General features: G+C 69.5%; 17 protein-coding genes and 1 pseudogene. 7 read left to right on the top strand and 11 right to left on the bottom strand.

From position 1 onward, the window contains the following. The first annotated feature begins 118 nt into the window (after positions 1–118). Together ASD79_RS08425 and ASD79_RS08420 are read left to right on the top strand one after the other, a co-directional pair. A complete protein-coding gene (locus ASD79_RS08425; RefSeq protein ID WP_056720591.1) occupies positions 119–718 on the top strand; it encodes a TetR/AcrR family transcriptional regulator in 600 nt (199 codons plus the stop codon). Positions 719–1,169: 451 nt separating this feature from the next. Further along, the gene (locus ASD79_RS08420; protein WP_056720590.1) at positions 1,170–1,925 is read left to right on the top strand and encodes a YceI family protein; all 756 of its coding nucleotides are present in this window, start codon (positions 1,170–1,172) and stop codon (positions 1,923–1,925) included. A 129-nt stretch (positions 1,926–2,054) separates the two neighbouring features. Here the strand turns inward: ASD79_RS08420 and ASD79_RS08415 are convergent, their stop codons facing one another. Together ASD79_RS08415 and ASD79_RS08410 are read right to left on the bottom strand one after the other, a co-directional pair. Further along, positions 2,055–3,497 (bottom strand): sugar porter family MFS transporter, encoded by a 1,443-nt coding sequence (locus ASD79_RS08415; protein WP_056720589.1) that lies wholly within the window; start codon positions 3,495–3,497, stop codon positions 2,055–2,057. A gap of 208 nt (positions 3,498–3,705) precedes the next feature. Next, positions 3,706–4,185: a GNAT family N-acetyltransferase gene (locus tag ASD79_RS08410; RefSeq protein WP_056720607.1), complete on the bottom strand. Its 480-nt coding sequence runs from the start codon at positions 4,183–4,185 to the stop codon at positions 3,706–3,708. A 209-nt stretch (positions 4,186–4,394) separates the two neighbouring features. Here ASD79_RS08410 and ASD79_RS08405 point away from each other — a divergent pair, with 209 nt between their 5' ends. Beyond that, entirely contained in the window at positions 4,395–5,687 is a 1,293-nt protein-coding gene (locus ASD79_RS08405) for a hypothetical protein (RefSeq protein WP_156400418.1), read from the top strand. Between the two features lie 91 nt (positions 5,688–5,778). Here ASD79_RS08405 and xylD read toward each other — a convergent pair whose 3' ends face one another. The 4 genes from xylD to ASD79_RS08385 all read right to left on the bottom strand — a co-directional run bounded on the left by xylD (position 5,779) and on the right by ASD79_RS08385 (position 10,563). Beyond that, a complete protein-coding gene (xylD, locus tag ASD79_RS08400) occupies positions 5,779–7,575 on the bottom strand; it encodes a xylonate dehydratase XylD (RefSeq protein WP_056720587.1) in 1,797 nt (598 codons plus the stop codon). Beyond that, on the bottom strand, positions 7,559–8,440 hold the full coding sequence (locus ASD79_RS08395) for an SMP-30/gluconolactonase/LRE family protein (protein WP_056720586.1): 882 nt from the start codon (positions 8,438–8,440) through the stop codon (positions 7,559–7,561). Before ASD79_RS08395 ends, xylD begins: the two co-directional genes overlap by 17 nt. A 174-nt stretch (positions 8,441–8,614) precedes the next feature. Next, complete coding sequence (gene xylB / locus ASD79_RS08390) at positions 8,615–9,361, bottom strand: D-xylose 1-dehydrogenase (RefSeq protein WP_056720585.1); 747 nt, start codon at positions 9,359–9,361, stop codon at positions 8,615–8,617. Positions 9,362–9,411: 50 nt separating this feature from the next. Further along, positions 9,412–10,563 carry a fumarylacetoacetate hydrolase family protein gene (locus ASD79_RS08385; protein WP_056720606.1) on the bottom strand — a complete coding sequence of 384 codons (1,152 nt, stop codon included), beginning with the start codon at positions 10,561–10,563 and terminating at the stop codon, positions 9,412–9,414. 270 nt (positions 10,564–10,833) lie between these two features. Between ASD79_RS08385 and ASD79_RS08380 the strand changes: the two genes are divergently transcribed. Together ASD79_RS08380 and ASD79_RS25000 are read left to right on the top strand one after the other, a co-directional pair. Beyond that, positions 10,834–11,211: a DUF427 domain-containing protein gene (locus tag ASD79_RS08380; protein ID WP_056720584.1), complete on the top strand. Its 378-nt coding sequence runs from the start codon at positions 10,834–10,836 to the stop codon at positions 11,209–11,211. A 147-nt stretch (positions 11,212–11,358) separates the two neighbouring features. Next, positions 11,359–11,454, top strand: a pseudogene (locus tag ASD79_RS25000) (hypothetical protein); the annotation flags it as partial. Between the two features lie 395 nt (positions 11,455–11,849). On the opposite strand, the gene ASD79_RS08375 reads toward ASD79_RS25000, so the two are convergent. Continuing rightward, a complete protein-coding gene (locus ASD79_RS08375) occupies positions 11,850–12,908 on the bottom strand; it encodes a LacI family DNA-binding transcriptional regulator (RefSeq protein WP_056720583.1) in 1,059 nt (352 codons plus the stop codon). 168 nt (positions 12,909–13,076) lie between these two features. On the opposite strand from ASD79_RS08375, the gene ASD79_RS08370 reads away from it, so the two are divergent. Together ASD79_RS08370 and ASD79_RS08365 are read left to right on the top strand one after the other, a co-directional pair. After that, a complete protein-coding gene (locus ASD79_RS08370; protein ID WP_056720582.1) occupies positions 13,077–13,619 on the top strand; it encodes an NTP transferase domain-containing protein in 543 nt (180 codons plus the stop codon). Positions 13,620–13,791: 172 nt separating this feature from the next. Next, positions 13,792–14,079: a GIY-YIG nuclease family protein gene (locus ASD79_RS08365; RefSeq protein WP_056720581.1), complete on the top strand. Its 288-nt coding sequence runs from the start codon at positions 13,792–13,794 to the stop codon at positions 14,077–14,079. 147 nt (positions 14,080–14,226) lie between these two features. On the opposite strand, the gene ASD79_RS08360 is transcribed toward ASD79_RS08365, so the two are convergent. The 4 genes from ASD79_RS08360 to ASD79_RS08345 form a co-directional block, all read right to left on the bottom strand. Continuing rightward, positions 14,227–15,795: a sulfite reductase flavoprotein subunit alpha gene (locus tag ASD79_RS08360; protein WP_056720580.1), complete on the bottom strand. Its 1,569-nt coding sequence runs from the start codon at positions 15,793–15,795 to the stop codon at positions 14,227–14,229. Then, a complete protein-coding gene (locus ASD79_RS08355; RefSeq protein ID WP_056720579.1) occupies positions 15,792–16,799 on the bottom strand; it encodes an FAD:protein FMN transferase in 1,008 nt (335 codons plus the stop codon). The genes ASD79_RS08360 and ASD79_RS08355 overlap by 4 nt, the downstream gene beginning before the upstream one ends. A 139-nt stretch (positions 16,800–16,938) precedes the next feature. Beyond that, positions 16,939–17,862 (bottom strand): DUF4198 domain-containing protein, encoded by a 924-nt coding sequence (locus tag ASD79_RS08350; RefSeq protein ID WP_056720578.1) that lies wholly within the window; start codon positions 17,860–17,862, stop codon positions 16,939–16,941. An 11-nt stretch (positions 17,863–17,873) separates the two neighbouring features. Continuing rightward, the gene (locus tag ASD79_RS08345; protein ID WP_056720577.1) at positions 17,874–18,386 is read right to left on the bottom strand and encodes a DUF2271 domain-containing protein; all 513 of its coding nucleotides are present in this window, start codon (positions 18,384–18,386) and stop codon (positions 17,874–17,876) included. Between the last annotated feature and the right edge of the window lie 3 nt (positions 18,387–18,389).

The raw sequence follows: 18,389 nt of genomic DNA, 5'->3' as shown, positions 1-18,389 counted from the left end.
GAGAATGAACGTTCATTCTCAATCGGGCTGGACATAGGCGCCGAGGTGTCGCAAGTCAACCTCGGGGGTTCCGTCCAGCTTGACGTGACGGAAATTTAATTGGGACGCGTGGCTTTAGATGGTGGATGAGGCTCACACGGCGAACCGGCCGACGCCGGAATCGCGGCGACAGCAGATTCTGGACGCGGCGTGCGACTGCGTGCGCCAGGCGGGGTTCCACGGGGCCAGCATGGCCGACATCGCCAAGGCCGCCGGCCTGAGCGTCGGCCAGATCTACCGCTATTTCGAGAACAAGGAGGCGATCATCGCCGCCATCGTCGCCCAGGACCTGGCCGAGATGCGCGAGAAGTTCGCCGAGATGGAGAGCCGGCCCGGCACCCTGCTCGACGCGATCACCGAGCAGATGCCCGAGGCCGTCGACAAGTGCTTCGATCCCGGCCGCGCGGCCCTGGTCCTGGAGGTGCTGGCCGAGGCCGCCCGCAATCCCAAGGTCGCCGCCATCGTCCGCGCCGCCGACGAGCAGGAGCGGACCTTCGCCGCGACCATGATGGCCCGCAGCCGCAAGCCCGAATGGAGCGACGCCGAGTTCCAGGCCCGCTGCGAAGTGGTGGGGATGCTGTTCGACGGCATGGTGATGCGGGCGGTCAACCACCCCGACACGGACCGCGAGGCGCTGGCGCGCGTCCTGGACGGCGCGATCCGGCAATTGCTGGGCTAGGGCCGTTTCGCGCAATCGCTGTTTCCAAGACGCAAGCCCGGGGGCGGAGCCGACTCGTAAACCGCCGAAGGGGTGGATCGTTCCCCTAGGGTAACTCGCGCTGCGCGATTGGTCTTGCTCGAATTATGCCCGGGCCTAGAGCCATGACGATTCATTGTTGAAGCGCCGTTCTTGTCCGTCTCCCCGACGAAGGTCGGGGCCCAGATCGTAGAGCGGAGTGTTTCGGGTCATCGTCCAATACGACGGTTGAACCTGGGCCCCGACCTTCGTCGGGGAAACGGAATAGGGGCGGTTAGGTCCAAGATCATCACGCACCACCTTCAAGAAAAATCGCCCGTCGGTGTCGGAACCCGCCGCGCTCCCACGTCCTCTGCATCGATACCAGGCCGCGGCTCGACCTCAGGCGCGCGGTTGGTCAATATCGGCCCAACAATGATGCAGGGATGAAGCCATGACCCGTTCGAATTCTCGCCCGCGTTCCGCCTACGCCGCCACGCTGATGCTGGCCGGGGCCCTGTCGGCGCTGGCCGCCTGCTCGCCGCCGGCCGCCAAGAAGGCCGAGGCTCCGGCCGCCCCTGCTCCCGCCGCCGCGCCCGCCGCGCCCGCGACGCCGCAGGTTCCGGCCGGCGACTACAAGCTCGACAAGGCCCACGCCAGCCTGGTGTTCAAGGTCAACCACCTGGGCTTCTCGCACTACACCGCCCGGTTCGCCGACTTCGACGCCAGCTTGAAGTTCGACCCGGCCAACCCCGCCGCCTCGTCGATCGAGGCCACCATCGACCCGCGCTCGCTGGACCTGCCCGCTCCGCCGGCCGGCTTCAAGACCGATCTGACCGGGCCGCAGTGGCTGGACGCCGCCAAGTATCCGGCCATCACCTTCCGCTCGACCAAGGTCGAGGTCACCGGCGCCAACACCGCCAAGATCACCGGCGACTTCACCCTGCACGGGGTGACCAAGCCGGTGACGCTGGAGGCTGCCTTCAACGGCGGCTATGCCGGCCATCCGATGGACCCGCACGCCCGCATCGGCTTCTCGGCCCACGGGATGTTCAAGCGCTCGGAGTTCGGCATGGGCTTCGGCGTGCCGGCCCCAGGCACCACCATGGGCGTCAGCGACGAGGTCGACGTGGCGATCGAGGCCGAGTTCAGCGGCCCGCCGCTGGCGACGGCCCCTGCGGCGGCGGAGGCGGCGGCGAAGCCGGAATAGGACGTTTTACCTGACCAGCGAAGCTGGTGGGTGGGGCTTCACCGCCGCTTCTGACTCATCAAACCCCACCCGACCCCTTCGGGGCCACCCTCCCCACAAGGGGGAGGGAAGTCGCTCTGGGGCTTCCTGCTACCCCACCATGTCTTCCAGTTCCTGCCCACGGGTCTCGCGAACCATCTTCTGGACGAAGAAGAACGAGATCAGGGCGGCGGCCCCGTAGCAGCCGTAGGTGATCGGCAGGCCCAGGCCGGCGGCCATGGCCGGGAAGCTGACCGAGATGCCGAAATTGGCGGCCCACTGGGCGAAGCCGGCGACGGCCAGGCCCGAGCCGCGGATCTGGTTGGGGAACATCTCGCCCAGCATGACCCACATCACCGGACCCCAGCTGAGGTTGAAGAAGATCACATAGAGGTTGGCCGAGATCAGGGCGATCAGCCCGGCCTGGTCGGACAGGTGCAGCGAGCCGTTCTGCATGCTGCCGGTCGCGAAGCAGGCGGCCACGACACCCAGGGTCACGGCCATGCCGGCCGAGCCGATCAGCAGCAGCGGCTTGCGGCCGATGCGGTCGATCAGGGCGATGGTGGCCAGGCAGGCCAGGATCGACAGCGACCCGCCCAGGATGTTGATCTTCAGCGAGTCGTCTTCCGAGAAGCCGACCGACTGCCAAAGCACCGCGCCGTAGTAGAAGACGATGTTGATGCCGACCAGTTGCTGGAACACCGCCAGGCCGATGCCGGTCCAGACGATCGGACGGATCTTCTTGGTGGTCTTGTCGATCAGGTCGCTCATCTTCGGCTTGTGATGGTCGGCGGCCAGCGAGTCGCGGATTTCCTCGACCTTGCGGGGGGCGACGCCGGCCCCGAACAGGCGCGCCAGCACCACTTCGGCCTGGGCTTCCTTGCCCTTGGCCACCAGGTAGCGCGGGCTTTCCGGGATGGCGATCAGGGCCAGCAGGAAGACGCCTGCCGGGATGACCTGCATCCAGAACATCCAGCGCCAGGCGGGGTAGCCCAGCCAGAACTCGGCGGTCGAGCTGCCGGCCGTGTGGGCCAGGACGTAGTTGGCCACGAACGCCCCGGTCAGGCCGGTGATGATCATGATTTGCTGCACCGACGACAGCCGGCCGCGGATGTTGGCCGGCGTGACCTCGGAGATATAGACCGGGCACAGCACGCTGGCCGCGCCGACGCCCAGGCCGCCGATCAGGCGGAAGACGATGAAGACGACCGCGGAGTCCGACGCGCCGCTGCCCAGGGCGCTGATGATGAACAGCACGGCGGCGATCATCATGACCGTGCGGCGGCCGATGTTGTCGGCCAGGCGCGCCGCGCCGAAGGCGCCGAACGCGCAGCCGACCAGGATGGCGCCGACGCTGAGGCCGGTGCCGAGCTTGCTGAGGTTGAAGGCGCTTTCCAGGCCTTCCTGCGTGCCGTTGATGACGCCGCTGTCGTAGCCGAACATGAAGCCGCCGATGGTGGCGACGGCGACGATGCCCGCGATGAAGGCCATGTTGACCTTCGCCCCGTCGGCGCTCATGCCGGGGCTCGGGCCGGCGCTGGAGACTGATGCCACTGGTGTTTTCCCCGATGGGCCCGAAGGCCGGTTTCATCCCTAGGCGGTCCTTGTCGGACCTCTGGTTGGCGGCGACCTTAGTGTTACCGGTATCAGCACGCAAGCGGTGGCTTGGCGCACCGCCGACCGGCCGGCGCGGGGCGATAGTGTCATGTCGCGCCGCGCCCGCAACCGGCGTCGGCGACAAACATTCGCCGGGTGGGGCGGTTCAAAGGGGAGCCACCCGCTTTTCGTACCGCCACACCTCCAGCGGGAAGAGCCCGGCCGAGGTCTCCGTCGGCACGGTCTCGACCCGGGCCATCCGCCAGCCCGACTTCTCGTAGAACCGCGCGGCCCGGGCGTTGCCGATCGCGCAGGCCAGCCAGGCGGTCTCGACGCCCTTGGCCGCCAGGGCGGCCTCGGCGTCGGCCATCAGCGCCGCCGCCACGCCGGTCCCGCGCGCCTCTCCCGAGACGTAGAACTGGTAGAGCTCGTCGTCCTTGATCAGGTGGAAGGCCAGCGGCGCGCCGGGCGGGCCGATCACCCGCAGGTCGGGGAGGGCGGCGCGCAGGCGTTCGGCGAAGCTGTCCAGCGTGCGCAGCCGCTTCAGTTCCTCGGGCAGGATCGCGGCGTGGGCGTCCTGCCAGCCCGACCACCAGAGGTGGGCGAGGGGGGCGATGTCCTGTTTCTCCGCCGCTCTCGCCGGCATGGGAATGATCTCCGCGTGGGGAAGCATTGTGGCCACCCACCGCGCATTCCTCAACGTTTTCGAAGCCGAAAACCTTGAATCGACTTGCCGGTCAACGCGAGCATGGATTTCACACTCATTTTATGGTTGCGTCGAAATACGGGGAACGGTGTTCTGTGAATCGGGGGATTCTCATGCGATATTTTGCGAGGCGGTGGGCCGTCTTGGCCATGGCGGCCGTGACTCTGGGGGGATGCATCACCCAGGAGGATGCGTCGTTCATGCTCAGCCGCGACGCGCGCTATGCGCCGCAGATCTGGAATGACGCCTACTATGTCGAACTGGGCAAACAGCTGGATCAACAGGAATACGTGCTGGCCTCGAACAATCTTCTCGATTGCTCGACGCTCTTTCCTGATCCGAAGAAGCCGCCGGGCCGATCAGGCGGCTGTACGGTCATCAAACACCTGACGGGCACCAACCTGACCGATCGTCAGGCCACGAACTACTATCTCGAGGGCCGCACCCAGCAGGTCGACAAGCTGTGCGACGCCTATCTCAACACCCTGGCCCAGATGGGCGACACCAGCCGGTGGTCCCGCAGCCAGTTCAACGCCATAGCCGATGTCGGCAGCATGGTGCTCGGCCTGGCCGAGACGCCGGCCCAGCAACTGGCCTATCTGTCGGCGGGCAAGTCGCTCTACAACCAGTCGACCGACAACCTGGAAAACTACCTCCTGCTGGCCCCTTCGGCCGACAAGATCCAGCGGCTGGTCTATACGGCCCAGAGCACCATGCGCGAGCGCAAGCCGGTCCTGCGGCAAACCGAAGATTCCGAGTACTGGGGAGCGACGTCCCGTTGGGTGCAGGAATACGCGGCGCTCTGCACGCCCCGCGGGATCAGGGGCCTGCTCAACGACGCCATCGACAGCCAGACCGCGCCGATCTCGCCCTCGTCGGTGTCGGACGCCGCCTCGTCCCTCGGGCAGGGCATGACCACGACGCTGAAGATCTTCGCCACGGAATTGAAGGTGGACACGTCCGAGTGGCCGGTGTTGTCCGACCCCGTGACCCTAGGCGCGCTGGCCTGGCGGGTGCGCGAGACGCCCAACCCCGACGAGCGCAAGTTCATCAACCAGCGGCTTGATGTGAATCTCACCGTCCTGCTCGACACGCTGGAAAAGGACGCCGGCCGTTTCGCCAAGATTCGCGGCAATATCGACGACAGCAAGGGGCGGTATGACGAGCTGACGAGAGCCGCCAAGGCGACGTTCATGGCGGGCAGCGCCGCCGATAGGGCCACCAGCGCGGAGGCTCAGGTCGCGAAGCTCAAAGACGATGTGCTTCAGTTCCAGGTCGCTCGGGACGACGCGCAGAGCAAGATCGAAGCCCTGGGCAAGGAAAAGGCGGCTCTGGACAAGGAAAAGGAAGCGCTGAAACAGGCGTTGGAGGTGGCGCTCGCCGCCGCACGGGCCAAACCCGCCGATCCGGTCGTCGTGACGACGGGGACGCTCGATCAATGAGCTCGGCGCGGGACGTCGCCCGGCGGGTCGGTTTCCGGAGGCGCGCACCGTCGTCGTGACGAAGGTGCGCGCCCGACCTTTCAGGCCGCCGTCAGTGGTTATGCCGCGGCAGCTTGCTGGCCAGGTCCTGGTACTTGACCGCGAACTCCAGCACCCCGCCGGTCTCCAACTGGCCGGTGTGGGCGCGGTAGAGTTCCTGCCAGGGGGTCATGGTCTCCGGCACGGGAGGCAGGCCCTCCAGCTTGCGCGCGGCGATCGTCGCCTCGTCGACCAGGGCGTCGCAGCGGCCGGTGTTGAGGTCGATGCGGATCACGTCGCCGGTGCGCAGCCACGACAGCCCGCCGCCGACCGCGCTCTCGGGCGAGGCGTTGAGGATCGAGGGGCTGTCGGCGGTGCCCGACTGGCGGCCGTCGCCCAGGGTCGGCAGGCTCATGACGCCGCGCTTCAGCAGGGCGTCCGGCGGCTGCATGTTGACCACCTCGGCCGAGCCGGGCCAGCCGATCGGTCCGGCCCCGCGGATCACCAGGATGGTGCGCTCGTCGATGCCCAGCGACGGGTCGTTGATGCGGGCGTGGTAGTCGCCGGAGCCGTCGAACACCACGGCCCGGGCCTCGAACGCGCCTTCCTTGCCGGGCTCCGACAGGTAGCGGTCGCGGAACTCCTGGCTGATCACGCTGGTCTTCATGATCGCGAAGTCGAACAGGTTGCCCTTCAGCACCAGGAACCCGGCGCGCTCGCTCATCGGCGCCGCGTAGGGGAACACCACCTCGCGGTCCTTGGTCTCGCGACCTTCCAGATTCTGGGCCATGGTCTTGCCGGTGACGGTCATGGCGTCGCCGTGCAGGCGTCCGGCCTGCAGCAGCTCCCACAGCACCGCCGGCGCGCCGCCGGCCCGGTGGAAGCGCTCGCCCAGATACTTGCCGGCCGGCTGCATGTTGAGGATCAGCGGGATGTCGTAGGCCGCGCGCCAGTCGTCGGCGGTGACGTCCAGGCCGGCATGGCGGGCCATGGCCACGATGTGCGGCTGGGCGTTGGTCGAACCGCCGGCCGCCGCCACCAGGGCGATGGCGTTCTCGAACGCCTGCTTGGTCAGGATGTCCTTGGGCTTGATGTCCTCATAGGCCAGGTCGACGATCCGCTGGCCGGTGCGGTAGGCCATCTGGCCGCGCTCGCGGTAAGGGGCGGGGATGGCCGCGCAGCCGGTCAGCGACAGGCCCAGCGCCTCGGCCACGGCGTTCATGGTCGAGGCCGTGCCCATGGTGTTGCAATGGCCGGCCGAGGGGGCGCTGTCCGAAGCGCGCTGAATGAACTCCGCCTCGGTGATCTCGCCCGCCGCCAGCTTGCGCCGCGAGCGCCAGATCACCGTGCCCGAACCGACCAACTCGCCGTCGTGCCAGCCGTCCAGCATCGGCCCGCCCGACAGCACGATGGCCGGGATGTTGACCGTGGTGGCGGCCATGATCCCGGCCGGGGTGGTCTTGTCGCAGCCGGTGGTCAGGACCACGGCGTCGATCGGATAGCCGTGCAGGGTCTCGACCAGGCCCAGATACGACAGGTTGCGGTCCAGGGCCGCGGTCGGCCGCCGGCAGTTCTCGAAGATCGGGTGGACCGGGAATTCCATCGGAATGCCGCCGGCGTCGCGGATGCCGTCGCGGATCCGGGTCACCAGGTCCAGGTGGATGCGGTTGCAGGGCGAGATGTCGCTGCCGGTCTGGGCGATGCCGATGATCGGCTTGCCGCTGCGCAGCTCTTCCGGCGTGATCCCGTAGTTCATGAACCGCTCCAGATAGAGGGCGGTCATGTCGATGTGGTCGGGATTGTCGAACCAGTCGCGCGAGCGGAAGCGGCGGGGGGTACGCCCCGGGGAATGATTAGAGTGGGAGGTCAAGACGCACCTCGTATTGGGGCTGGCCGGCGACGGCGACGGGCAGGGCGAACAGGCCGCCGCACAGCGGATGGGCCGCCAGGGCTTCGTCGCTCAGGCCCTTGCGGGCGGTGGTGAAATAGAGGGTCTTCAGGTCGGGCCCGCCGAAGCACGGCTTGGTGACATTGATGGCCGGCAGGGTGACGCGGTCGACCAGCGCGCCGCTCGGCGAGATGCGCAGCGCGCCGTGGCCGCCCCACAGGGCCGCCCAGACATAGCCCTCGCTGTCGACCACCGAGCCGTCGGGCCAGGCGTCGTCGATCTCGACGCGGAAGAATTGGCGCTTGTTGGAGAGCTCGCCGTCCGCGCCCAGGTCGTAGGCCCAGATCACCTTTTCCAGGGTGTCGGTGTGGTAGAAGGTCTTGCCATCCGGGCTGACGCAGGGGCCGTTGGTGATGCAGACGCCCTGGTCCTGCTGGACCGGCTTGCCGTCGGCGCCCAGGCGGTAGAGCGCGCCCGTCGGGGTTTCCTCGCCGTCGTGCATGGTGCCGAACCACAGGCGGCCCTCGGCGTCGACCGTGGCGTCGTTGGGGCGGTTGTTGAGCTCGGGCGGCTCGATCTGGGCGAGGAACGCGAAGGCGCCGGTCGCCGGGTCGAAGTGGTGCAGGCCGCTCTTCAGCCCGGCCACGAATCCGCCGCCGGCGCGCGGCGCCAGGAACGTCACCTGGTCGGGGGCGTCGAAGCTCTGGGTCTCACCGCTCTCGGGGTGGAAACGGTGGACCTTGTGGCCCTTGATGTCCACGAACCACAGGGCCTGTTCGGCCGCGATCCAGATCGGGCCCTCGCCGAGGGTGGCCTTCAGGTCCCAGACGCAGATGGGTTCGGGCATGGAGGTCTCCGAGATGTCGTTTTTGAACCCTTCCCCCTGGAGGGGGGAAGGGCAGGGATGGGGGTGGCGTCGCCAGCCGCAAGCTGTGATTCCATCGCCCTATCCTGAACCGTTTCCACCCCCATCCCCAACCCTTCCCCCCTCCAGGGGAAAGGGAGCTTCAAGGAGCAACCCCTAACGCCAGCCGGCGTCGATCCAGTATTCGTGCCCCGTGCACAGGGCCGCGTCGTCGGAGGCCAGGAACATCACCAGCGAGGCGACGTGGTCGGGGACCAGCCGGCCTTTCAGGGCCTGGGCCTTGACGATCTCCGCCTCGCCCTCGGGCGTGTACCACTTCTCCTGGCGCTTGGTCTTGACGTTGCCGGGCACCACGCAGGTGACGCGGATGTCGTCGGGGCCCAGCTCGCGGGCCAGGGCCCGGGTCATGCCCTCGATGCCGGCCTTGGCGGTCTCGTAGAGCACCAGGTCGGGCAGGCCCAGATGCCAGGAAATCGAGCCGAAATTGATGATCGCCCCGCCGCCGCGCGCCTTCATGCCCGGGGCCACGGCCTGGGTGGCGAACAGCATGTGGCGCAGGTTCACCGCCATGCGCTGGTCCCAATAGGCCGGGGTGATCTCGGCCAGGCCATGGCGGTCGTCGTTGCCGGCGTTGTTGACCAGCACGTCGATCGGACCGATTTCGGCGAAGGTCTTGGCCACCGCGTCCAGGTCGGTCAGGTCGCAGCGCATGTAGGTCGGCGCGATGGGCGAATCCGACAGCTTGGCGGCCAGCGCTTGGGAGTCCGCGTCGACCACGTCGAGGAAGATCACCTCGGCGCCCTGGCGCGCGAAGCCCGCGACGATGCCGGCCCCGATGCCGGAGCCGCCGCCGGTGATGACGACGCGCTTGCCCTGGAGGCTGGGATAGATGGCTGAGGACATACGCTTCACTTCGGGAGGAGCCTCGTCGGCAGGGGGCAGGTCGAGACGGGTCACAGCAGGCCGCGGCCGGCCAGGTTGCGGATCAGAGCCGAGACGCCGAACGTCCAGGGCGGGGCCACGTCGCAGGTGGTGACCTCGTTCTCCAGCACGCCCAGCTTGGGGGTGGCGACGCGCACCCGGTCGCCGACCTTGTGGGTGAAGCCCTGGCCGGCCGTGTCGCGGTCCTGGATCGGGGCGAACATCGTGCCCAGGAACAGCACGAAGCCGTCGGGATACTGGTGCTGCTTGCCGAACGCCTGGCCGGCCAGGGTGGCCGGGTCGCGGCTGATCAGGCTCATGTTGCTGTGGCCGTCGAGCACGAAATTGTCGCGGCCGGTGATCTTCAGGGTGACCTCGGCCGAGCGGACGTCGTCCAGGCCGAAGCCGTCGTCGAACAGCCGGAAGAACGGGCCGATGGCGCAGGAGGCGTTGTTGTCCTTGGCCTTGCTGAGCAGCAGGGCGCTGCGGCCCTCGAAGTCGCGCAGATTGACGTCGTTGCCCAGCGAGGCGCCGCGAATCCGGCCCGATCCGTCGCACAACAGCACGACCTCCGGCTCGGGATTGTTCCAGTGGCTGTCGCTGCGCACACCCACCTGGTCGCCCCAGCCCATCGACGACAGGGTGGGGCCCTTGGTGAAGATCTCGGCGTCGGGGCCGATGGCCACTTCCAGATATTGCGACCACAGGCCGTCGGTGATCAGGCTTTGCTTCAGGCGCTCGGCGCCGTCGGAGCCGGGGTTCACGCTGCGCAGGTCGCCGCCCATGCTGGCCGACAGCTGGCCGCGGATCTTCAGGGCCTCGGCGGCGTCGCCGCGCGCCCGCTCCTCGATCACCCGCTCCAGGGTCGAGACGGCGAAGGTGACGCCGGCCGCCTTCAGCACCTGCAGGTCGACGGGGGCCAGCAGCTTGGCGGCCGCGCCGTCGGGGTTCTCCCAGACGGGGCGCACGTCCAGCGCTTCCAGCGGGCCCAGGTCGACGCCAGGGGGAATCGCCGCGCCGGGGGCGAAGGCGTTCATCAGGTCGGAGGTGGTCGGGGCGATCCCGCTGACGTCCTCGATCCGGCCGCCGCGCACCAGGATCGGGGTCGGACCGTCGCCGAAGTCGACGCGGCCCAGCAGGGTCGCGTCACGCCAATCCTCGGGAAGGAACTCCGAAATGCCCACAGCGTCTTCTCCCTCGTCGAGCTTGGCGGCCTCGATCATGGCCATGCCCGTTCATACCAGCCCATCTGTTAGCGCTAACATGTGGGGGCGCGCAAGTCGGCGTTTTTATATTATAAATGCCGTTCTTGGCTAGGCTCCGCCGAACTCGCCGTTCAGCGGCGGTTGGAGGCCGAACCAGGCCTGGAGGTTGGGCTCCTCGTTCGCCGCGCGCCCTGGCGAACCGCCCGGCGAGGGACCACCTTCGGGTTTCAGCTTTTCAGCGAGACCCCCATGACCGAGCGCCCGATCAAGATCCCCGGACCCGACCACCCCATCACCATCGCGCCCAACCCCCGGCGGGTGGTGGTCACGCTCGGCGGCCAGGTGGTGGCCGACAGCCGCCAGGCCCTGACCCTGCGCGAGGCCAGCTATCCAGCCGTGCAGTACATCCCGCGCGCGGACGTCGACATGGCGCTGCTGCAACGCACCGACCACGCCAGCTATTGCCCCTACAAGGGCGAGGCCAGCTACTACAGCCTGCCGTCCGGCGGCGAGCGGTCGGTCAACGCGGTGTGGACCTACGAGGCGGCCAATCCGTCGGTCGCGGCGATCCAGGACCACGTGGCGTTCTATCCGGACCGGGTGGACGGGATCGTCGAGGAGGCGTGATCAAGTCGTTCGAAGGGATGGCGGTGTGATCGAGCGGCTGTGAAGCGCCAATGCCGATCGCCTGGCTGCCGAGGCCAAGATCGGACGTCCTGAGGGGCAGGGAAGGGTGGGAAGCGGACCTCCCTCTCCCATAGGGAGAGGGTCGGGGTGAGGGGTTACCGAGCAAGACGGAGTGCCGGCACGCCGGTCGACACTGTAACCCCTCACCCTCCCACCGCTTCGCGGCGGGCCCCTCCCTCTCCCTAAAGGAGAGGGATCCGAAGCCCGCTCAGGGGCGTTATCGGTCGTCCCAACTCACAGGCGCCCAGGGCTGGCTGTCTATCCAAGCCCTAGCTTCTTCGAGCGTTCTGTGTGGAAGCGAGTTGCCGTGAAGATAGTAGAGGCGACCATCCGGTCCAGCCGGAACGGGCTCGTCGTCAGCCTCCAGCATCCCATCCAACTCCAGGGTTCGATGCCAGACGTCATAGTCGCGGGCGATGATCTCAACGCGTGTGCGAACGGTCCCGCCATATAGGAACCAGCCACCGACGACCGGCTCGCCTTCGTAATTATCCAGCGCCATGCACAACAATAGGTCGCCGAATGAATGTCTGACTAGGGTCGAAACGCACCGCTAGGACAGACCCTCGATCCGATCCTCACCCCTCCGGAGCCGGTCCCGTCGAGTCCCGGACGATCAGCGTATGCGGGTGCATCAGCTGGCGCGGTTCGCCGGTCTTGGCGCGCTTGCGGCGGATTTCTTCCAGCACCAGGTCGACGGCGGCGCGGGCCATGGCGGCGATCGGCTGGTGGACGGTGGTCAGGGCCGGCCAGATGTTGGCGGCGATCGAGGTGTCGTCGAAGCCGACGATCGACAGGTCGCCCGGCACGTCCAGGCCCAGGCGATGGGCGACGCCGGCGGTCGCGGCGGCCATGTCGTCGTTGCAGGCGAAGATGGCGGTGGGGCGCTCGTCCAGGGCCAGCAGCCGCTCGGCCGCCTCCAGGCCCGAGCGGTAGGTGAAATAGCCCTGCTCGACGCGCACCGACTCCTGCGGGACGCCGGCCGCCTTCAGCGCGGTCATGAAGCCGTCCAGGCGCTGCTGGCTGACCGTCTGGTTGGGGTGGCCCTTGATGAAGCCGAAGCGCTTGTGGCCCAGGGCCAGCAGGTGCTCGGTCAGTTCTCGGGCGGCCGCCTCGTTGTCGATGCGGATGGTGGCCATGTCGGCGCTGACCATGCCCGGCGCCACGGCCACGGCGGCGGCCCCGGCGGCGCGGACCTCGGCCAGGACCTGCGGCGACTCGCACAGCGGCGGCGGCAGGATCAGCCCATCGACCCCGGTCTTCAGCAGCCGGGTCAGGGTGGCGCCGGCCAGTTCCGGCTCGGCGCACTTCTCGATCACCACCTGCGCGCCCGTGCGGCTGCTCTCGTCCAGGGCCCCGACCAGGAACTCCGACAGGTAGCCGGTCGAGGGGTTGTCGTAGAGCAGGCCGATCCGGGCCGGGGCCGAGCCGGCCAGGCTGCGGGCGGCTGGGTTGGGGGCGTAGTTGAGGTCGCGGATCGCCGCGTCGACCAGGGCCTTGGTCTCGGACTTGACCGTCGTCTCGCGGTTGATCACCCGCGACACCGTCATCGGCGACACGCCCGCCAGGGCGGCGACGTCGCGGATGGTGGCGCTCTGGGTGGTGCGGCGCCGTTGCCGCTCGTTCCGTTCACTCATCGATGGGCCCGTCCCTATATCGCGGCGGACACTAGACCGGTTCGGCCGCAACTTGAAAGGTGGCTGCAAGTGTTTGGCGAGGCGTGCCAACTGACAGCGCGATCAACGGGCCAGGCCGGGCGCGCCTTTCGAGTTTTGTCCGAGGGCGGTCCGTTCTAGGTTGCCGCCATGACCCCATTCGGCGCGATCATCCTGACCGGCGGCGCCTCGCGCCGCATGGGGGCCGACAAGGCCTCGCTCGACTGGGACGGCCAGCGGGCGGTCGACCGGGTCGCGGCCCTGGCGGCGGCGGTCGGCGCGGCGCGGGTGCTGACGGCGGGACGCGCTTTCGGGCTGGAGCATGTCGAGGATCCCGAGCCCGGCGCGGGCCCGGTGGCCGGGGTGCTGGGCGGGGCGCGAGCTCTTGTGGCGCATGGCCTGGCGCGGGCCCTGGTCCTGGCGGTCGACGCCCCGACCGTGACCGCCGACGACCTGGCGCCGCTGCTGGCCGCGCCGGAGCCGGGGGCGTTCTATGAGGGCCTGCCGGTGCCGATGGTGGTGGCCTTGGAGGCCTTGCCCCCGGACGCCGAGCCCGGCTGGCCGCTGCGACGGCTGGTCGAGCGGGCCGGGCTGGTGGCGCTGCCGTGCGACGAGGCGGTGCGGTTGCGGCTACGCGGCGCCAACACGCCGGAGGAGCGGGCGCGGCTGGCGGGGCCTAAAGCTTCTCACTAGCAACAAAGGTCGTCATCCCCCGCTTTATGCGGGGGACCCAAGCTGAGTTTGACGATGTGGCCGGCCCCGCTTGGGTCCCCCGAACAAGTCGGGGGATGACGACCGTGGGTTGGGGCTGAAACGCCAATTTCTTTGCTTGATTACCAAACACGCCGCCCGCCAACATCGGCCCATGGGCGGCCACGTCTACATCCTCGCCAGCAGACCCTACGGCACGCTCTACGTCGGCGTGACCAGCGACCTGTCGCGCCGCGTCTGGGAGCATCGCGAAGGCATGGGCAGCCTGTTCTGCCGCAAATACGGCGTCCACCGGCTGGTCTATTATGAAGAGTTCGACGACATCACCTTGGCGATCCATCGCGAGAAGCGGCTGAAGCACTATCCCCGGCGGTGGAAGATCAACCTGATCGAGGCGATGAACCCGACGTGGGCGGATTTCTACGAGACGTGGAACTGCTGACCGCGCTCACCACGTCCGTCATCCCTCGACTTGTTCGGGGGACCCAAGCCGAGCTGGCGGCGTCGTTCCGCGCATCAACCTAACCGCCGCTTGGGTCCCCCGCATAAAGCGGGGGATGACGACCTTTTGGGGTGACGAGCGAAGCCGCTAGTACACATCCCGCCGATACCGCCCCTCATCCGCCAGCCGCTCCACCGCCTGCGCGCCCAGCACCGACACCAGCGCGGCGTGCACGTCTCCCGACATGCCCTCCAGCGAGCCGCAGACATAGATCGCCGCGCCGTCGGCGACCCAGGCGCGCAGGGTGTCGGCGGCCTGCATCAGCCGGTGCTGGACATAGACCTTGCGGGCCTGGTCGCGGGAGAAGGCCAGGTCCAGGCGCTCCAGCACGCCGTCGGCCCGCCAGGCCTCGATCTCGTCCTGGTGGAAATAGTCGTGGGCCTGGGCGCGTTCGCCGAACAGCAGCCAGTTGCGATGATGGCCGACAGCGGCGCGGGCCTTGAGATGGGCCCGCAGGCCGGCCAGGCCGGTGCCGTTGCCGATCAGGATCAGCGGCCGGTCGTCGGTCGGGCCGTGGAAGCTTCGGTTGGTCCGCACCCGCGCGGCGATCTCGCCGTCCGGCGCGGCGTGGGCGGTCAGCCAGCCCGAGCCGAGGCCCGGCCGGCCGTCGGCCCGCCGCATCGCCCGCACCAGCAACTCCACCCCGCCGTCGGCCGGCAGCGAGGCGATCGAATATTCGCGGTGCGGCAGGGGCGGCAGGGCGTCGACCAGGGCCTGGGCCGAGGCGGCGGGCGCGCCGTCCTGGGGCAGGCGTCGCCAGGACAGCACCTCGGCCAGGGTCGCGGCTTCGTCGGCGACCACCGGGGCGGCGGGGTTCAGGCCCTGGCGCGCCAGCAGCACGGCGACCTCGGCCGGATCGTTGCGCGGACCGACCTCCAGAATGTCGCCAGCAGCCCACGCCGCCGCGCCGTCCAGCGGCTCCAGCCGGATGTGGAACGCCGCGTCGCCGGGGCTGCCGGGGTTCAGCCGCCGCCGCTGCGCCAGCCGCCAGCGGCCGTAGCGCGGGCGGGTCCAGTCGGGGGCGTCGGTGACGCCGGCCAGCAGGCCGACCTGGCCCTGCCAGTGGCGCAGGGCGGCGTCGTCGCCGTCGTCGACCTCGACCCGGTCGAACAGTGGCGTGGCCCCGTGGTGGGAGAACCAGGCGTCGAGTGTCCGGCCGAAGGCGCAGAACCGGGCATATTCGCTGTCGCCCAGGGCCAGGACGCCGAAGCCCAGGCCGTCCAGGCGCGGAGTCGCGCTCATCACGTCGCGGATGAAGCGGCGGGCGGTGTCGGGGGCGTCGCCCTCGCCGGTGGTGCTGACCACGAACAGGGCCCGGCCGGCCCCCTGCTGCAGAGTTGGCGCCAGGTCGTCGGCGGTGACCTCGGCCAGGCTCTTCAGCGTGACCCGCGCGCCGCCGTCGCCCAGCAGCCTGGCGGTGGCGGTGGCCAGCTCCTCGGCGAAGCCGGTCTGGCTGGCGTGGGCCACCAGGATCGGCGCGCCGGTCCCGGCCGCCAGGGCCAGGGCCGCGCGGCGGACGGCGCGGCGGCGGTGGGCTTCGCGCAGGACGATGACCAGGCAGAACAGCAGATAGACACAGGCCACCAGGCCGGCGATCCACAGGCGGCGAGCTTCGGGCGACAAGATGGGGGGCGTCAGGATCGCGAAGAGGCTCATGCGTCGAGCATCGCCGCCAGGGCCGGCGACAGCCGCTCCTCCAGTCCGCGCGGGCCCCCTGCTCGAGGATTGGCAGCCAGGATCAGGGCGGCCAACTGGTGCTCGGCGGCGAAGGCCAGGGCGGCGTCGGGGGGCATCACCGCCAGGGCGGTGGCGTAGGCGTCGGCTCGCATGCAGCTTTCATGCAGCACCGTGACGCTGACCGCGCCGCTGGCGCTGGGGGCGGCGGTGGCCGGGTCCAGGGTGTGGGCGTAGCGGCGGCCGTCGTGCTCGAAGAACCGGCGGTAGTCGCCCGAGGTGGCGACGGCCAGGCCGTGCAGGGCGACCACGGTGCGCGGCCCGTCATTCGCCGTGGGCGGCCGCTCCAGCTCGACCCACCAGGGCTGGCCGTCGGGCTTGGCGCCGGTCCCGCGCAATTCGCCGCCCACCTCGACGAGGTAGGCGCGCGCGCCGGCCCGGTCGAGCGCGGCCGCCACCTGGTCGACCGCGAAGCCCTTGGCGATGCCGTTGAGGTCCAGCCGCAGGCCGCCGGGCTGAAACAGGCTGTCGCCGTCGAGCGCTAGGTGACGCCAACCGGCCGCTTCGCGGGCCCTGGCGACGGCGGCCGCCTCGGGCGGAGCGCCGGAGAACGGGCGAGGGCCAAAGCCCCACAGGTCGACCAGGGCGCCCAGGGTCGGGTCGAAGGCCCCGTCGGTCTGGTCGGCGACCTCGACGGCGCAGCGCAGCACCTGGGCGAAGGCCGGGGGCAGGGCGGTCCAGCTGCCGGCGGCGGACCGGTTGTAGCGGGAGAGGTCGGAGAGGGGCTCCCAGGGGCTCATCTGGGAGGCCACGCCGTCCAGCTCCCGCTGGGCCATGGCCGCCAGGGCGTCGGCGTTGGCGGTGGGCGGGGCGACCAGCTTGACCGACCAGCTCGTGCCCATGGTCTGACCGGCCAGCGTCAGCACCGCGCCGCCGATCGGGCGGGCGGGGGGCTGGGTCAGCTGGGGGACGAGGACGCGGGTCATGAGGGTGATCCACCCACATCCGTCATCCCCCGCTTTATGCGGGGGACCCAAGCGGCGTCTCCAGGGTGGGCTGGGCCAGCTCGGCTTGGGTCCCCCGAACAAGTCGGGGGATGACGACCGTGGGGTACGGGTGTGAAAGCTAAGGCCGCAGCGCTTCGAGCGTGGCGGTGTAGCTGGCGCTCATGCCGTTCCCGGCCAGCGCCACGGGGGCCGCCGGAGCGCCGCCGGGAGCGCCCATGCCGGGCATGCCGCCCATGCCGCCGCCGCCCATGCCGCCACCGGGACCGCCCGGGCCACGCCCGGTTTCGCCCGAGCGAACGGTGGCGTTCAGCCAGTACATGCCCGCTTCCGGGAAGGTGACCTTGAACGACCCGTCGGGGCCGGTCTTGACCTTGAAGTCGCCCGGCGTGGCGCGGTAGCGCGAATTGCCGGGGGCCAGGGTCACCTCCAGGTCGGCGGCCGGCTTGCCGTCGAGCAGGAACTTGAAGCTGGCCGCCTCGCCGGCCACCAGGTCGTTGGGGTGGGTCACGGGGACCAGCTCCAGGCCCTTGCCGGTCGGCTTCAGCACGGTGTCGGTGGGGGCGTCGCGGGTGACGAAGGTCTCGTTGCGGTTCGAACCCTTGATGGTCTTCAGGTCGGCGGCGCCGGCCGGGACCTGCCTGGCGAAGTCGTCGGCCGACCCGCGGAAGCGCTTGACCTGGCCGTCCTGCGTCCAGCTGGCCGTGACGCTGCTGGAGACCGAGGCGATCTTCCAGGTGCCGGGCTTGGACAGCTGGACGTCGAAGGTCGAGCGGTACTTGCCGGTCAGGGCGTTCTGCGTCCGGTCGACCGAACCGTCCGGCGCATAGACCACCACGCCGTCCAGCCGCATCGGATTGTGGTCGGCATAGAACAGCTCGTTGGAGATCGCCGCGTCGACCGTCACCCAGACGTCGCCCGATAGCACGGTGAACGACGGGACCATCCAGGCGCGGTGGGCGTTGGCGGTGAGCGGCAGGGCCAGGGCGACGCCGCCCGCGGCAAGGGCGGCGGCGACGGCGAGAAGGCGCTTGCGGAAGGTCATGGCGTTTCTCTCTATTTGACGGCGACGGTGACGGCGCCCAGTTCGGCCGTCCCCTTGGCGGTGGCGGGCTTGCCGGGCTTGCCCCAGATGAACGGCACGCGGACGGCCTCGTGGCCGCCGACCTCGCGGGCCGCCTCGACCACCAGGGTGTACTGACCGGGCGCGAGCTTGGAGAGCGGGCCCTTGGCGCCGCTGAACACCGCCTTTTGCGGACCCGGGGCGCGGGTCGCGCCGCTGATCCCGTCGGCGGGGAAGCTCATCGAACGGCCGGCCTTGCGCCACCACTGGCGCATGTCCTTCAGCCACTTGGTGCCGTGGTCTTCCTTGGAGTCGGCGTCGTACCAGACGGCCAGGGTGGCGGCGGCCGAGGCGTCGGGGGCCTCCACCCAGATGGCCACATAGGGCTTGTGGTACTCGGCCACCGTAAGGCGCGGCACCTCGACGGTGACGGCGAGGTCGGCGGCCGTGGCGGAGCTCGCGACGGCGGCGCCGGCAAAGGTCAGCAGGGTCAGGGAACGCTTCATGGC

This window comes from Caulobacter sp. Root655, from assembly GCF_001427665.1.
In the GTDB taxonomy this organism is placed as follows: domain Bacteria; phylum Pseudomonadota; class Alphaproteobacteria; order Caulobacterales; family Caulobacteraceae; genus Caulobacter.
The sequence above is the reverse complement of the archived record's forward strand: the minus strand, read 5'-3'. Positions and strand labels throughout refer to the sequence as shown.

What these genes read in the sequence shown, in the direction of transcription:
- ASD79_RS08350 (WP_056720578.1), bottom strand. Translation starts at nt 17,862, where the DNA reads ATGACCTTCCGCAAGCGCCTTCTCGCCGTCGCCGCCGCCCTTGCCGCG.
- ASD79_RS08345 (WP_056720577.1), bottom strand. Translation starts at nt 18,386, where the DNA reads ATGAAGCGTTCCCTGACCCTGCTGACCTTTGCCGGCGCCGCCGTCGCG.
- ASD79_RS08375 (WP_056720583.1), bottom strand. Translation starts at nt 12,908, where the DNA reads ATGAGTGAACGGAACGAGCGGCAACGGCGCCGCACCACCCAGAGCGCC.
- xylB (WP_056720585.1), bottom strand. Translation starts at nt 9,361, where the DNA reads ATGTCCTCAGCCATCTATCCCAGCCTCCAGGGCAAGCGCGTCGTCATC.
- ASD79_RS08365 (WP_056720581.1), top strand. Translation starts at nt 13,792, where the DNA reads ATGGGCGGCCACGTCTACATCCTCGCCAGCAGACCCTACGGCACGCTC.
- ASD79_RS08360 (WP_056720580.1), bottom strand. Translation starts at nt 15,795, where the DNA reads ATGAGCCTCTTCGCGATCCTGACGCCCCCCATCTTGTCGCCCGAAGCT.
- ASD79_RS08410 (WP_056720607.1), bottom strand. Translation starts at nt 4,185, where the DNA reads ATGCCGGCGAGAGCGGCGGAGAAACAGGACATCGCCCCCCTCGCCCAC.
- ASD79_RS08420 (WP_056720590.1), top strand. Translation starts at nt 1,170, where the DNA reads ATGACCCGTTCGAATTCTCGCCCGCGTTCCGCCTACGCCGCCACGCTG.
- ASD79_RS08405 (WP_156400418.1), top strand. Translation starts at nt 4,395, where the DNA reads ATGGCGGCCGTGACTCTGGGGGGATGCATCACCCAGGAGGATGCGTCG.
- ASD79_RS08380 (WP_056720584.1), top strand. Translation starts at nt 10,834, where the DNA reads ATGACCGAGCGCCCGATCAAGATCCCCGGACCCGACCACCCCATCACC.
- ASD79_RS08425 (WP_056720591.1), top strand. Translation starts at nt 119, where the DNA reads ATGGTGGATGAGGCTCACACGGCGAACCGGCCGACGCCGGAATCGCGG.
- ASD79_RS08370 (WP_056720582.1), top strand. Translation starts at nt 13,077, where the DNA reads ATGACCCCATTCGGCGCGATCATCCTGACCGGCGGCGCCTCGCGCCGC.
- ASD79_RS08355 (WP_056720579.1), bottom strand. Translation starts at nt 16,799, where the DNA reads ATGACCCGCGTCCTCGTCCCCCAGCTGACCCAGCCCCCCGCCCGCCCG.
- ASD79_RS08395 (WP_056720586.1), bottom strand. Translation starts at nt 8,440, where the DNA reads ATGCCCGAACCCATCTGCGTCTGGGACCTGAAGGCCACCCTCGGCGAG.